General features: G+C 45.2%; 14 protein-coding genes. 9 read left to right on the forward strand and 5 right to left on the reverse strand.

The annotated features are described in order from the left end of the window. A partial coding sequence (locus ICN38_RS03345; protein WP_216255247.1) for a TonB family protein occupies positions 1–4,244 on the forward strand: 4,244 nt, incomplete at its 5' end. Between the two features lie 29 nt (positions 4,245–4,273). Here the strand turns inward: ICN38_RS03345 and ICN38_RS03350 are convergent. Further along, entirely contained in the window at positions 4,274–5,134 is an 861-nt protein-coding gene (locus ICN38_RS03350; RefSeq protein ID WP_216255249.1) for a M48 family metallopeptidase, read from the reverse strand. Positions 5,135–5,427: 293 nt separating this feature from the next. Between ICN38_RS03350 and ICN38_RS03355 the strand changes: the two genes are divergently transcribed. From ICN38_RS03355 to ICN38_RS03375, 5 genes are all read left to right on the forward strand, one after another. Then, positions 5,428–5,706 (forward strand): hypothetical protein, encoded by a 279-nt coding sequence (locus ICN38_RS03355; RefSeq protein WP_216255251.1) that lies wholly within the window; start codon positions 5,428–5,430, stop codon positions 5,704–5,706. After that, complete coding sequence (locus ICN38_RS03360; protein ID WP_216255254.1) at positions 5,706–5,951, forward strand: hypothetical protein; 246 nt, start codon at positions 5,706–5,708, stop codon at positions 5,949–5,951. The genes ICN38_RS03355 and ICN38_RS03360 overlap by 1 nt, the downstream gene beginning before the upstream one ends. Before the next feature lie 97 nt (positions 5,952–6,048). Further along, a complete protein-coding gene (locus tag ICN38_RS03365) occupies positions 6,049–6,690 on the forward strand; it encodes a c-type cytochrome (protein ID WP_216255257.1) in 642 nt (213 codons plus the stop codon). Positions 6,691–6,741: 51 nt separating this feature from the next. After that, on the forward strand, positions 6,742–7,620 hold the full coding sequence (locus ICN38_RS03370) for a dienelactone hydrolase family protein (protein WP_216255258.1): 879 nt from the start codon (positions 6,742–6,744) through the stop codon (positions 7,618–7,620). A gap of 154 nt (positions 7,621–7,774) precedes the next feature. Further along, complete coding sequence (locus tag ICN38_RS03375; RefSeq protein WP_216255260.1) at positions 7,775–8,365, forward strand: response regulator transcription factor; 591 nt, start codon at positions 7,775–7,777, stop codon at positions 8,363–8,365. A 217-nt stretch (positions 8,366–8,582) separates the two neighbouring features. Here the strand turns inward: ICN38_RS03375 and ICN38_RS03380 are convergent, their stop codons facing one another. From ICN38_RS03380 to rph, 4 genes are read right to left on the reverse strand one after another with little or no spacing between them, the layout of a single operon-like run. After that, entirely contained in the window at positions 8,583–9,593 is a 1,011-nt protein-coding gene (locus ICN38_RS03380; protein ID WP_216255262.1) for a tripartite tricarboxylate transporter substrate binding protein, read from the reverse strand. 44 nt (positions 9,594–9,637) lie between these two features. Next, positions 9,638–10,831 (reverse strand): radical SAM family heme chaperone HemW, encoded by a 1,194-nt coding sequence (gene hemW / locus ICN38_RS03385; protein ID WP_216255264.1) that lies wholly within the window; start codon positions 10,829–10,831, stop codon positions 9,638–9,640. Next, positions 10,831–11,424 (reverse strand): RdgB/HAM1 family non-canonical purine NTP pyrophosphatase, encoded by a 594-nt coding sequence (gene rdgB, locus ICN38_RS03390; protein ID WP_216255266.1) that lies wholly within the window; start codon positions 11,422–11,424, stop codon positions 10,831–10,833. The genes hemW and rdgB overlap by 1 nt, the downstream gene beginning before the upstream one ends. Positions 11,425–11,436: 12 nt before the next feature. Further along, positions 11,437–12,177, reverse strand: coding sequence for a ribonuclease PH (gene rph / locus ICN38_RS03395; RefSeq protein ID WP_216255269.1), 741 nt, complete (start codon positions 12,175–12,177; stop codon positions 11,437–11,439). A gap of 42 nt (positions 12,178–12,219) precedes the next feature. On the opposite strand from rph, the gene ICN38_RS03400 reads away from it, so the two are divergent. The 3 genes from ICN38_RS03400 to rpoZ are packed head-to-tail and all read left to right on the forward strand — an operon-like array spanning position 12,220 to position 14,053. Continuing rightward, a complete protein-coding gene (locus tag ICN38_RS03400) occupies positions 12,220–13,149 on the forward strand; it encodes a YicC/YloC family endoribonuclease (protein ID WP_216255271.1) in 930 nt (309 codons plus the stop codon). 17 nt (positions 13,150–13,166) lie between these two features. After that, a complete protein-coding gene (gmk, locus tag ICN38_RS03405; RefSeq protein WP_216255273.1) occupies positions 13,167–13,805 on the forward strand; it encodes a guanylate kinase in 639 nt (212 codons plus the stop codon). A gap of 44 nt (positions 13,806–13,849) precedes the next feature. Continuing rightward, positions 13,850–14,053, forward strand: coding sequence for a DNA-directed RNA polymerase subunit omega (rpoZ, locus tag ICN38_RS03410; RefSeq protein WP_011902918.1), 204 nt, complete (start codon positions 13,850–13,852; stop codon positions 14,051–14,053).

Consider the following 14,053-nt stretch of genomic DNA (forward strand, 5'->3'; position numbering starts at 1 on the left):
TTACACCGGCCACCTTAACGGTGATTGGTAATGTGACCACGCCAACCTATAACGGCGCAGAGCAAGTGAACACCTATCAAGTAGCCGGTTATGTTGGTGCTGAAACCGCGACTACCGCAGGTCTAGTTGTGAGCGGCTCGGCGAAGGCTACCAATGTCAGCCAGAATACTGTGGCTGATCTCTTGGCAGCGAGCACCACCAATAGCAACTACAGCACTAAGGTCACCAACGGTTCGATCACCATTACACCGGCCACCTTAACGGTGATTGGTAATGTGACCACGCCAACCTATAACGGCGCAGAGCAAGTGAACACCTATCAAGTAGCCGGTTATGTTGGTGCTGAAACCGCGACTACCGCAGGTCTAGTCGTGAGCGGCTCGGCGAAGGCCACCAATGTCAGCCAGAATACTGTGGCTGATCTCTTGGCAGCGAGCACCACCAATAGCAACTACAGCACTAAGGTCACCAACGGTTCGATCACCATTACACCGGCCACCTTAACGGTGATTGGTAATGTGACCACGCCAACCTATAACGGCGCAGAGCAAGTGAACACCTATCAAGTAGCCGGTTATGTTGGTGCTGAAACCGCGACTACCGCAGGTCTAGTTGTGAGCGGCTCGGCGAAGGCCACCAATGTCAGCCAGAATACTGTGGCTGATCTCTTGGCAGCGAGCACCACCAATAGCAACTACAGCACTAAGGTCACCAACGGTTCGATCACCATTACACCGGCCACCTTAACGGTGATTGGTGCTAATAATTCCTTGGTCTATAACGGTACTACTCAAACGAATACCGGAGCAGTGGTAACAATCAATGGCAATAAGGTAATAGTCACTGGTACCTCCATCGCTGGTTTAGGCTCTGATACATTGACCTTATCTGGATATGCAACCGGCACTAATGCCAATATTGTTGCTAATCCAGATAATTTAGTCATCACACCAAATTCTAATTATTCTGTGACTACTGTGATCAATGGAAGCTTGACCATTAATCCTGCACCTTTGGGTATTGCACTTAATGCCACTTATAACGGCAGCAAGACCTTTACGGCTTCTAGCGCAGTGAGCACTACAGGAAGTGTGACTACTGGCGGCACACTGACAGTTAATGGATTGCAAGCTAGTGATAATGTGACAGGAGTCACTATTAATGACGCTAATGTAGCAACAGCAAATAATCTGATTACTACCATCAGCGGTTCTGCAGGAACCACCTTATGGGATGGCTCTAGTGGTAATTACATTATTAATAGCAGAAGTACTGCAGGTTCAGGTGGTAGTTTCGCTAATGGCATCTACTCTGGTACTAACACTGGTAACGTCAATGCTAATGGCACAAATACTGTGAGCCTCAGTGCTGCTGCTTTAGGTCTGAGTATCAATGCAGTCTATAACGGTACTAATAGCTTTACTGTTACACCTACTGGTTTAGTGGGCGGCGATAAATTAACTGGCATCACTACTTACAGTGCCAATGTGGCCGACAATGCTACCAACTATGTCACTGGTATTAGTGGAACGGCTGGCGGATCTGGTGGCGTTAATCTGTCCAATTACACGCTTTCTAGTAGTAGGGTGACTGCTGCTGGTAGTACGCAAAATGCAGCGAATATTTCACCTGCGCCTTTGGGCCTAACAGTGACAAGCACCTATAACGGTACTAATGGCTTTACTTCTTCCATCGCGTCTAGCGGATTGCAGGGTGGAGATACTATCAGTGGCGTCACTACATATAGCGCCAATGTGGCCGATAATGCCACCAACTATGTGACTGGTATCAGTGGTACTGCAGGAAGTGTTGGAGCTGTCAACCTCACGAACTACAGTATTTATAACGCCAATAATGCAGGTGGCGCTGGTAGCAAAACTGGTGAGGTCTATTCTGGTGTGGTCAATGCAGTCAATGGGGCCAATATCAACGGAACTAATACGGTTACTTTAAGTGCAGCCCCATTAGGCCTTGCTATCACTAGTACCTATAACGGTACGAATACCTTTACCAATAATATTACCCCTACTGGTTTAGTAGGTGGTGATGTCATTACTAGTGTTACTACAACTGCTCTCAATGTTGCTGATAATGCAACTAACTATGTAACAGCGTTTAGTGGAACAGCAGGTAATGGTGGGGCAGTGAACTCATCGAACTATACGATTTCTGGTGGTCGGGTCACAACACCTGGAAATACTCAAAACTTGGTTACTTTGAGTGGTGCACCACTGGCGATTACCGTCAGCGGTACCTATAACGGGACCACTAGCTTCACTGATAGCAATGCTACGATTAATGTGGCTGGCTTAGTGAACGGCGAAACCATGGTTGTAACCGGTGTTAATGTCAACAGCAAAGACGTTGCCGCTAACGGTACTAATTACGTAACCACTATCACTTCAATTACGGGTAGTGCATCCTTAGATAACTATGTAATTAATTCAGGCTACACAGCTGCTAATTCACCATTGGCCGCTAAAGCGACTGCAAGTACTACGCCAAATGCAGTAACAATCTCTCAATTGGGATTAAATAGCAGCAATATCACTGCTATTAAAACCTATGATGCTACGAATAATTTCTATGTAACCTCTGGTAGCTTGGCTAGCAACTTTACTTATACCTTGACTGGTATGGTTAATGGCGATGCAACACCAATTATTACTGGTGGTAATGCAACAGTAAGCTCAGTTAATGCGGGTTTATATACCAGTTTCGTAACCAATACATTCACCTTATCTAACAATAACTACACGTTTAGTGACGGAGCAGTAAGTGCTACCATTAACAAAGCACCGCTGACCATTAATGCGGTCACCGATAGCAGGGTTTATAACGGCAATACAAGCTCAAGTGTTACGCCAACCGTTAGTGGCTTAGTCGGTACGGATAGCGTTACCGATAAAGCACAAACCTTTAATAGTAAAAATGTCTTGGGTACTAATGGTTCAACCTTAAGCGTGAGTGGCTATACCGTGAACGACGGCAATAGTGGTGGTAACTACAGCGTGACAACGAATACCGCTAATGGCACGATCAGTAAAGCTGACTTGGGTGTTGCATTAGCTGCCACTTATAACGGCAGTACCACGGTTACGCCTACAAGCTATACGTTCTATGGATTAGTTGGCGGGGAGACAGTAACCTCATTAAGTAGTGCAAATGTGGTTTATGCCAATGTTGCTAATAATGGAACAAACTATATCACCAGCATTACTGGTGTAATTTCAGCAGGCAGTCTATCTAACTACTCCATTACTGGAGCTTATAACGGCACCATTGCTACGCCTGATAGCAATGTATTGAACAATACCGTCAATGTGGCGACTATTAATAAAGCGCCATTAGGCGTTACCTTAACTGCGCAATCAAATGGCACAACGACCTATCCAATTTCTAGTGCGATCGTGACTGGTAGTTCAACGGTAACGGTAAGTAGTGCTATTGTGGCTTATGCCGCAGCTGCACAGAATGCTACTAATTATGTGACCTCTTTATTAGACGGTTCTAATGCAGTAGTTGCAGCAGCCTTAGGCAGTTTCGTAGGCGGTCAAGTGATTACTCTTTCTAGTACCACTGGCGGTAACTACTATTTATCCGGTAGCGCTACACCAGTCTTGCTTGCAGCTAATGGTACAACTCCATTGTTGCCAGTAAATTCAGTGACATTAACCGATGTAGTAGAGCCTCCACCACCACCACCTCCACCTCCACCTCCACCACCTCCACCTCCACCGCCGCCTCCGCCACCAGAGCCGCCTGTGCCCCCACCACAGCCGCCTGCTCCACCACCTGTTAACCAGGTTGTGATTGTTCAATCTGTCGCGCCAGCCGCACCAAGTACGACAGCTAGCGTTACCACATTAACAGTGGCTGGAGGCTCTACAGGCTTAGGAGTTGCATCCTCTGCCATTGGCGGATCAGTAGTGAGCAGCCCAAGTGTGGATGTTCAATCACCACGAACAATTGTGAGTGGTGGAACACCTGACTACCCAGCATCCGCAAAAGGACAGGGCGTTGAAGGAAAGACCGTCGTTGAAGTCTCCGTAGATTCCAGCGGAAAAGTCGTTGGCGTGAAGGTGTCTTCTTCAAGTGGAAATAAGGACTTAGATCAGGCCGCGGTTGATGCAGCTCAGACTTGGGTATTTACACCGAATGCTACTGGTAATAGTGGAACAGAATCTATCCAAGTACCAGTAAACTTCTCATCAGGCGGCAACGTAAACAACTTAACGCCTTGAACCCTTCAATCTTCAAGGGATGCTAAGAATTACATCCATCCCATGTAATCCTGCGCTTCTGAATGGCTGAGTTGATTGCTATTACTCGATACTAGAGGCTCAGATGCAAGAGTAGGGAGTTCAGTAGCCGTTTCTGGTACAGGCACCTTATCATTACTAGCCATACAGCTAGTCGCTTGATAATTATTTCTACCAAACTGTTTAGCTGTTTCCATACGTTCTAGATTGCTAGGGTGAGTAGATAAATAGAGATTTGATGTTGAGTTTGATTGAATCTCGGCCAAACCTTCAGCAAGACGATAAGAACCACAAGCAGAATATCCCGCTTTTACTGCCCATTCCATACCCACTAAATCGGCCTGACGCTCATTATGTTGAATGTCTTTGACTGATTTTTGACGCTCTATAGTGAGCGCTGAATTTGCTCCCATAGAATTACCCGTCAACATATAAACTGGCTTTTCTGGTTCACCTAAGTGATGGTTTGTATGACCTAAAACGTGGTGGGCTAATTCATGGCCAAGGGTGGTAGCTAAAACATCAGGGTCGTTGCCAAAACGCAACAAAAAACCACTCGTAAAGATGATCAAAGTGTAGCCAGATTCGACTCTAGCGTAAGCATTGACCTCATTTGAGGGGATCAGACCCACTGTAAATGTTGTTTTTGCGTACGAAAGCATATTTTTACGTACTTGAGCCAGTGTTTTTAGGGCTTGCGCAGGTGCTTGAAGCCCCAATTTTGTTGCTAAATTGCTATTTCCCTGGCGAACTTCTTCCCACCATTGGCCATTTGGAATGGAGATTGTGAGGGATGAACTCAGTGCATTTTGGCTCAAAAAGAGGCAAAAAATACTAGCAAACAATGGCAAGAGTAGGGAACGTGGTTTCATGGCTTACACCTTGTAAGTTATTGAAAAGGTTAAGTTTTCTACAACAAAGGGCTTACTCCCTAAGGCTAGGTAATGATTAATAGCACTATCAATAGTACTTATTAAAGTGCAATTAAAACTTGCTGTAAAAGTATTTATAAAGGTATGATTATTCATATCAGTAGTTTCATTTAGAAATGTGATTTAACAACATTAATGAAAGTACTGCAAGAAGTATTATTAAAGTAATATAAAAAGTACTTTTATCTATGTGATAATGAGTACTCTTAAGGGAGTAGTGAAGGGAGTAGTTAGTGATCGCGATTTCTGCAAACGATCTGAAGGTCAAAGGGATTAAAGCTTTTGAAGACGCTCTTGCGATGCAGCCAGAGGTTGCTGTCAGCGTGCGCGGTCAGCCAAAGTTTGTCGTGATGACCCAAGAGCAATACCAGTACATGCGTGAGTGTGAGCTGGAGGCAGCGATCGCCCAATCCAAAGCAGAAATAGAAGCAGGGCGTTTTGAGACTGGCAGCCCTGAATCCCATATTGAAAAGATTCAAAAATCAGCCAAAGTCGCCAAGAAGAGTGCGTAATGAGATCTTTAGTCTTTACTGATCGCTACTCTAAGCGTGCTGCCAGCTTTCTCCATCTGCATCCTGAAGTAGTGAGTCAGTACAGCAAAGCCTTGCAATTACTCCAAATCAATCCTCGACATCCGTCTTTACGCCCCGTGGTTTATGAAGGACGATTAAGTGGGGTGCAAAGCGTGTCTTTAAATGCCGTCACACTAGAGATGATGGTTACAGAAAAGGAAGTGGTGCTCATTAGCATCAGTTAGTCGGGCCGCTATAGAGTATTGCTCTGAGCCCCTCTAAATAGCATCAATGAGTAGGGCCAATGTCATAGAATGGGTCTTCATAGAACCTATTTGACCCATGCGCCTATTTAGATCATTTCTCCTCCTTATATTCTTTGCGCTTGGTGCTTGTACTAACGTAGAGCAATCTAAAGATGTCTATAAATCCGATGCCACCGGAACAGAGCTGGCTTTGCAGGTGTGTTCGGCCTGTCATGGAAAAACTGGCCAAGCGGTCTCAGACCAATTTCCAAAATTGGCTGGCCAACATCAAGAATATTTATTGATTCAATTGAGTGAATTTGCAGAGCACCGCAGAAGTACTCCGAATGCCGTTGCATTTATGTGGTCTTTTAATCAACTCACGCCTAGTCAGATGAATGAGTTAGCTCAGTACTATTCGTCTCAAGCTCCCATGGTTGGAGAGCCAAGTAATTCTCCACTACTGGCACGCGGCAAGAGTATCTACGAAGAGGGTATTGCCGGATCGAATGTTCCAGCTTGTAGTGTTTGCCATGGTAGCAATGCCGTCGGAAGGAATGAAATACCTCGCCTGGCAGGTCAGCATGCTAAGTACATTGCTGAGCAAATCCATTTATTTAAGAGTTCCACAAAACGTCCCAATGGCGTTGCAATGATGGCTTTGACGCACTCGATGTCTGAAGAGGATATTCATGCGGTAAGCGCCTATCTCGGATCTTTGCAAGTTGGATCAAAGTAAGTTTGACTGGTTAAAACAGTGAAGCCCTTTTTAGTACTTGAGCAGAACAGAATGAGAAGGGCACTGGGGATTGCATTTTTCATTCTCAGTATCTTTACGTTTTTAGGGATAAATCTTGCTTACGCACAACTAGATCCACCCGAAGAAATTGTCTATATAGATAAGACCTCATTTTTAGGAGATGTTCAGCTTGAAACGACTATCTATAAACCACCCGGCGTTGGGCCATTTCCGCTAGTTGTCATTAACCATGGCAAGCAACTAGGGAATCCGCATTCACAAAAACGATTTGAGCCGCTGTCTGTTGCACTCTATTTTGTAGAAAGAGGCTATGTCGTCTTTGTACCCATGCGTCATGGATTCTCAAAATCTGGCGGGGAGTACCAATTTCATGGGAATTCTGCTGAGCTGGCTGGAAGAGATCAGGCGCGCGATATTGATGTTGCCATTCAATATGCTCATACCTTGCCATATGTGAAAAAAGATATCACGCTCGTAGTCGGATATTCAGAAGGGGGTTGGATAAGCTTAGCCTATGGGGCCTCAAAACCAGATCCATCGGTCATAGGGATTATTAATTTCTCGGGTGGGGTAAGAGACCCTTGTTGCATTGGTCTGTTAGAAGAAATGATTGACGCCTCCAAGAAATTTGGTGCACAAACTACAGTTGCCTCTATCTGGTTTTATGGAGATAACGATTCCTTATTTAATCGCTATGTTTCAGACCGAATGTTTGCGAATTATGCGCGGGGAAACCCAAACTCACGTTTCATTCCCTACGGTAATTTTTCTACTGATGCCCATCTACTATTTATGGATCCCAACGGGAGGGTGGTGTGGGAGCCCTTTTTAACCCAGTTTTTGCACGACGTTCAGGCTCCATACAAAGCGATTAACCCGCCTTATAAGCTGATTCCTCTTCAGAAATAGTCACACCTAAAAAGATGAGCCGCAAAAAGTTTGCCTGAAATCTTTCCAGTTCTTTAAGTTTTGTAGACTAAGGGGTATGGCTTGGCTTATGATGGACCTTAATAAGGTAAATAACTTTCATTTTTGACTAACAGTGAGAGCTTGGGGTAACACTATGAATGGAAAAGTTTTGTTAGTAGAGGATGATGATTCAGTGAGGGAAGCTTTAGTTTCTATCATTGAAGAACATGGCTTGAATGTTCAAGCTTATTCAAGTGCCGCTCAGTTTCTAGAAAGCTTTAAACCTTCAGCCAAATCAGAAGTGATCGTTCTGGATATGAAAATGCCTGCCATGACAGGTTTAGAGTTGCAGTCAAAGCTAGCTGAAATGCAAGCTCATATACCCATTATTTTTATCAGTGGTCAAAGTCATAAAGAGGAAATTATTCAAGGGCTCAAACACGGCGCTAGTGATTTTTTACTTAAACCATTTAAGTTTGAGGACCTTTTGTTCTCAATTGATAAATGTTTGAAATTAGACTTAGACTACAAACAAATAAAGAATAAGCATGACTTATTAACACCACGTGAAAAAGAGGTATTCGAGGAGTTGGTTAATGGCCAACTTTTGAAAGCGATTGCCATTAAGTGGGATGTATCTGAGTCAGTAGTCAAATTGCATAAGTCGAATATCATGCAAAAGCTGCAAATTGAGACCCTGCAAGATCTCACTAGAATTTCTATAGCCCTAAAATCCCACCAATAATTATTGGGTCCGCGAAGTCCTTCAACTAATTATTAATCTTTTATTCGGGCTTGCCTAATTTACTTTAAGGAAGTTGGATTTGTTATGTAGTGACTTTATGAAGGAACTACTACTCGAGATGAAGGTTGAGTGATCATTTCAGAAAGAAAAGGTCATTACTTCAATAAAAAAATCTACCATTGATAGAGACTCAATAGTAGATTTCGAGGAGTTCAGATTAGTTTAAATCTACTTGCAGGCGCGCATCTTTTACTAGCTTTGCCCATTGATTGCGATCTTTGTTGATGAAGTTGCTAAATGCTGCAGGAGAGCCACCGCCATCTTCTGCACCGATCTCAGCCATCTTGGCTTGAATTTCTGGTTTGCGCAAAACGGTATTGACATCAGCATTAATTTTTTCAACAATTTTTGGATCTAATTTGGCGGGGCCCATTAAACCATACCAAGCCGTCGCTTCAAAACCAGGAAAGCCCAATTGATCCATGGTGGGAACATTTGGATATGCGGCAGAGCGTTTAGTGCGCGTTTGTGCCATTGGAATGACTTTGCCGCTCTGAATGTGCGGAGTAGCTGCTCCCATAGTTTCAAATGCATAAGTGATATGACCTGCCATTAAATCGACCAATACAGGACCGCTACCTTTATAGGGAATGTGTAGCGCTTGAGTGCCAGCGGTATGCATCATGAGTTCAAATGCGAGATGTTGGGTACTACCATTACCAGCAGAGCCAAAACTTACTTTGCCTGGATTTTGTTTGAGGTATGCCACCAAATCCTTCACATTCTTAGCTGGTGCATCCACGTTGGCGATCAAGATATTCGGCGTAATACCTAAGAGTACGATCGGCGTGAAATCCGTTGTCGCGTTGTAGGGCATCTTTTGACCTAAAGCCGGAATGATCGACATGGCATTGACGTGCGCAAGACCTAGGGTATAGCCATCATTAGGCGCCTTAGCTACAAGATCAGCAGCAATGGTGCCAGCGGCCCCACCTCGGTTATCAATGATGACTTGTTGGCCCCACATTTGCGAGAGGTTGATGGCGATAATGCGGGCGACTGCATCTGAACCGCCGCCAGGAGGAAATCCAACAATGAGCTTAATAGATTTATCAGGCCAGTTCTTTGCTTGCGCATACACATGAGGTGATAGGGCCAAGATACTCAGTAAACTCGTGGCAGCGATGAAGAGTTTTGCAAATCGCTTTAATCCATTCAATGTAAGCATCGTAATTAACCCTATTAGTAAATGCGAATCCAGTTCGGGAAACTTTACCCTAGAAAGATCTCTTGCAGATTATTAAGATAGCGTAAACCCTGAGTTGTTCCCTTAAGTAGTGAGGGATTTGGATCAAGCAAGCCTTTATGCGTAGCCTCATGAAGACCTTTGCTGATCATATTTAATGGAAGGCCTGTACGTTCAGTAAAAGTATTGGTAGCTACGCCATCGGTGAGACGTAAAGTATTGAGCATAAATTCAAAGGGAAGATCTGAAGTTGCTACGTCCTTAGATTCGACTAGGGCATTTCCCTGAGTTTCCATACTCTGCATATAGGTCTCTGGGTGACGCTCTCGTACTTGGCGGGTAATCTTATCTGGAAAGGAAATCTTGCCATGGGCTCCCGCACCAATGCCGATGTAATCGCCAAAGCGCCAATAGTTCAGATTGTGTTTACATTCCATGCCTGCTTTTGCATAAGCAGAAACCTCATAGCGCTTGTATCCCGCTTTTGTGAGCAAATCTAAGTTTTGCTCAAAAATCGTATCTATCTCATCTTCGTTGGGTAGCTTTGGTGGAAAATTGGCAAAGTAGGTATTGGGTTCTAGGGTGAGGTTATATAGGGATAAGTGGGGCGTATTAAAGGACAGCGCTGTTTCAATATCCTTTTTGGCATCGTCTATGGTTTGCATCGGTAGCCCATACATCAAATCCAAATTTACCGACTTAAAGTGATCCAAGGCAATTGCAATGGCACGCTTGGCTTCTTCACCGTTATGAATGCGACCTAGTGCTTTTAGCTGAGCATCTTGAAAACTTTGGATACCCAATGAAACCCGATTAATTCCCGCTTTAGCAAAACCAGCAAATTTTTCAGCTTCAACAGAGCCAGGATTAGCTTCCATTGTGATTTCAGCATCAGGCTCTAGATTAATTCGAGCACGAATCGCTGACAGCAAGCTATCCATACCTCTTGCAGAGAGAAGGCTAGGAGTGCCCCCACCAATAAAAATACTATGAACTTGTCTGCCCCAGATTCGGGGTAGCTCAGTCTCCAGATCTGCGATCAATGCCTTGATATAGCGCTCTTCATCAAAGCCCGATGATGTGCCTACTCCCTCTTTGATCTGATGAGAATTGAAATCACAGTAAGGGCATTTCTTTTCGCACCAAGGGAAATGAATATAGAGTGAAAGCGGCGGTAGCGCAGTCAAACTGACTTTATTTAAACTACTATTGAGGGCCATTATTCAGTGCGCGTTTTCAATTGAGCGATGAGTTCGCGTAGCGCTTGTCCACGATGGCTTATAGCATTCTTCTGATCCGGCTCTAATTGTGCTGCCGTCAACTCAAACTCTGGTAAGAAAAAATAGGGGTCATAACCAAAGCCGTTTGAGCCTTGGGCTTGATCCACAATGAGGCCATTCCAGCGCGTTTGCACAATGAGAGGCTCTGGATCATCTGCGTTATTCACTAGTACCAGCGCGCAGACATAATGTGCTGCTCGATTGGAAGTGTTCTGTAATGATTCAACGAGCTTTTGATTATTGGCATCATCATTGGCTGGCTCACCAGCAAAACGCGCAGAGAGCACTCCAGGCTTATTGTCAAGCGCTTGAACACAGATGCCTGAATCATCAGCCAAGGCAGGAAGTCCACTTGCTGCGCTGGCATGTCGTGCTTTGGCTAAAGCATTTTCGACAAAGGTATGAAAGGGCTCCTCACAAGAAGCAATTCCTAATTGACCCTGCGGAATAACTTCAAATTTCAGAGGGGCCAATAAAGCTTGAAACTCGCGCAACTTGCCTGCGTTATTGGAGGCCAGAACCAGTTTTTGCATAACTAAAGAAAATTATTTTAAAGAATCTGCTTGCAAGCGTGTTAATTCACGAATACCTTCATCGGCTAAATCGAGTAAGGCACTTAACTCTACTCTAGAGAAGGTGGCACCTTCCGCTGTTCCTTGAACTTCAATCATGCCACCATTGCCTGTCATGACGACATTCATATCGGTATCGCATGAAGAGTCTTCGGGGTAATCTAAATCGAGCACTGGGGTACCTTGGTAAATGCCAACTGAAATTGCGGCAACGCTATCAATAATGGGATCTTGAGTAAGTACACCACTTTTGAGCAATTGATTAACAGCATCTCTAGCAGCGACATAGGCACCAGTGATAGATGCCGTTCTTGTTCCGCCATCTGCTTGTAAGACATCGCAATCTAGATGGATGGTGCGCTCGCCTAATATCTTTAGGTCAAAGACGCTACGCATTGCGCGCCCGATGAGGCGCTGAATTTCTTGTGTACGTCCAGACTGCTTTCCTCGTGCTGCTTCGCGATCACTGCGAGTATGAGTTGAGCGGGGGAGCATGCCGTATTCAGCGGTAACCCAGCCTTCACCTGAACCCTTTTTATGAGGCGGTACTTTTTCAAGAATGCTGGCAGTGCATAGAACCTTGGTATCACCAAAGGCGATCAGGACTGAACCTTCCGCATGTTTAGTAAAAGCGCGCGAGATGGAGACGGCTCGTAATTCTTGTGGAGCACGTCCGCTGGGGCGGGTTATCTTGGCTGGGTTTACGGTACTCATGGATTTTTTCCTGTTCGTTAGCTATCAATCTACAATGTTCCTATGATATCGAGCATGACTGGTTATGGCAGCGCATCCCGCCAAGTCTCCCTAGGAGGGGGTGTGGTTGCTGATCTGCAAGTGGAATGTCGGGCTGTTAATAGCCGCTTTCTGGATTTGGGTTTTCGGCTCCCAGATGAGTGTCGTGGTGCAGAGCCTGCTTTGCGCGAGCTAGCAACACAAAACCTTTCACGAGGAAAAGTGGAATTTAGGGCTGCCTGGCGCGTTAATGCGGGAGCGGCGGCTAACAGTAAGTCCAACCCCCATGTATTAGGCGCCTTAAGTAAAGATCGCCTCGATGCCCTCTATACCCTCCAAGAAAAGGCGCAAGCTGCCTTTCCTAAGGCGGCCGAATTAAGCATCTCCGATGTATTACGTTGGCCAGGCGTAGTTTCAGAACCTCGTGGTGAAGAAGAGGGATGGATTGCCGCTACAGTAGAGGCAGGGCGTGCAGCATTGACTGCACTGATGGATAGTCGTCATGCTGAAGGTAAAGCCTTAGCTGGGGTATTAAGCACCATTACCGGGAAGATGCGCGAGATCGTTGCTGTCATCGAACCAAAAGTCCCGCTCTATGTCACCCAATATCAAGAGAAGTTAACTGAGCGCTTGGCAGAAGCTTTGGCTGCTCAAGAACAATCTAAGGGCGGACCAGAACTCATGGAGCGTATTCGTCAAGAAGTCGTTCTCTATGCTGTCAGAATTGATGTTGCAGAAGAATTCGCTCGACTAAAGACACATTTACAGGCAGTTGATACTGCCTTGGTGGGCAAAGGGCCGATAGGCAAGCGCCTTGATTTCTTAATGCAAGAGCTCAATCGCGAAGCCAATACCCTCAGCTCTAAGTCAGTCTCCGAAGAATGCACTCAGGCCGCCTTAGAGCTTAAGCTTTTGATTGAGCAGATGCGCGAACAAGTACAAAACCTCGAGTAACTCTTACAATCTCTTTTATGACGAACCCGATTTTGACACCCGCTTATCAAGGAAGCATGCTGATGATTGTGGCGCCCTCAGGTGCTGGCAAATCCTCTTTAGTCAATGCTTTGCTGCAAGATGAATCGGGTTTGAAATTATCACTTTCGACAACTACTCGCGCACCAAGACCTGGTGAAGGGGATGGAAAAGATTATCGATTTGTTACTAAAGAAGAATTCATCCGCGAAAGAGATGCAGGTCAATTTTTAGAGTGGGCAGAAGTACATGGCCATTTCTATGGCACCTCTAAACCTTGGATTGAATCTCAGATGCAAGCCGGTAACGATGTCATGTTAGAAATTGATTGGCAAGGCGCACAGCAGATCCAAAAACTGATTCCTTCAGTGCAATGGATTTTCATTTTCCCACCGTCGATTGAGGCCCTGGAAGAGCGTTTACGTAAACGGGGTCAAGATGATGAGGCGACTATTCAGAGACGTTTAGCGGCGGCGCATATTGAGCTTCAGCATGCCCACGAGGCAGACTTTATTGTGGTCAATGACGCCTTTGATCAGGCTTTGGTCGACCTAAAGCAGATTTTGGCTGCCAGCCGGCTGCGCTCAGGGCCTAGTATGGCCAGAAACCCAGCCCTTTTAAAGCGGCTTGGTGTCTAATCAGTTATCCTATAGGCACTAAAGCTAAATTAAGTGAGTTCAGCATGGCGCGTATTACTGTAGAAGATTGTCTTAAAACTATCCCAAATCGTTTTGAACTGGTATTGGCTGCGACTTATCGTGCTCGCCAATTGGTTCAAGGTCACTCTCCACGTGTTGAGTCCAGAGATAAAGCCACGGTAGTTGCTTTACGCGAAGTGGCTGCTGGTGTAACTGACCGTGACATGTTGACCAAAGTACCTTTGTAA

The sequence above is a fragment of the Polynucleobacter sp. AP-Melu-500A-A1 genome (genome assembly GCF_018882125.1).
GTDB lineage: Bacteria > Pseudomonadota > Gammaproteobacteria > Burkholderiales > Burkholderiaceae > Polynucleobacter.

What these genes read in the sequence shown, in the direction of transcription:
- ICN38_RS03400 (WP_216255271.1), top strand. Translation starts at nt 12,220, where the DNA reads ATGATATCGAGCATGACTGGTTATGGCAGCGCATCCCGCCAAGTCTCC.
- ICN38_RS03375 (WP_216255260.1), top strand. Translation starts at nt 7,775, where the DNA reads ATGAATGGAAAAGTTTTGTTAGTAGAGGATGATGATTCAGTGAGGGAA.
- rdgB (WP_216255266.1), bottom strand. Translation starts at nt 11,424, where the DNA reads ATGCAAAAACTGGTTCTGGCCTCCAATAACGCAGGCAAGTTGCGCGAG.
- ICN38_RS03360 (WP_216255254.1), top strand. Translation starts at nt 5,706, where the DNA reads ATGAGATCTTTAGTCTTTACTGATCGCTACTCTAAGCGTGCTGCCAGC.
- rph (WP_216255269.1), bottom strand. Translation starts at nt 12,177, where the DNA reads ATGAGTACCGTAAACCCAGCCAAGATAACCCGCCCCAGCGGACGTGCT.
- rpoZ (WP_011902918.1), top strand. Translation starts at nt 13,850, where the DNA reads ATGGCGCGTATTACTGTAGAAGATTGTCTTAAAACTATCCCAAATCGT.
- gmk (WP_216255273.1), top strand. Translation starts at nt 13,167, where the DNA reads ATGACGAACCCGATTTTGACACCCGCTTATCAAGGAAGCATGCTGATG.
- ICN38_RS03350 (WP_216255249.1), bottom strand. Translation starts at nt 5,134, where the DNA reads ATGAAACCACGTTCCCTACTCTTGCCATTGTTTGCTAGTATTTTTTGC.
- hemW (WP_216255264.1), bottom strand. Translation starts at nt 10,831, where the DNA reads ATGGCCCTCAATAGTAGTTTAAATAAAGTCAGTTTGACTGCGCTACCG.
- ICN38_RS03365 (WP_216255257.1), top strand. Translation starts at nt 6,049, where the DNA reads ATGCGCCTATTTAGATCATTTCTCCTCCTTATATTCTTTGCGCTTGGT.
- ICN38_RS03380 (WP_216255262.1), bottom strand. Translation starts at nt 9,593, where the DNA reads ATGCTTACATTGAATGGATTAAAGCGATTTGCAAAACTCTTCATCGCT.
- ICN38_RS03370 (WP_216255258.1), top strand. Translation starts at nt 6,742, where the DNA reads ATGAGAAGGGCACTGGGGATTGCATTTTTCATTCTCAGTATCTTTACG.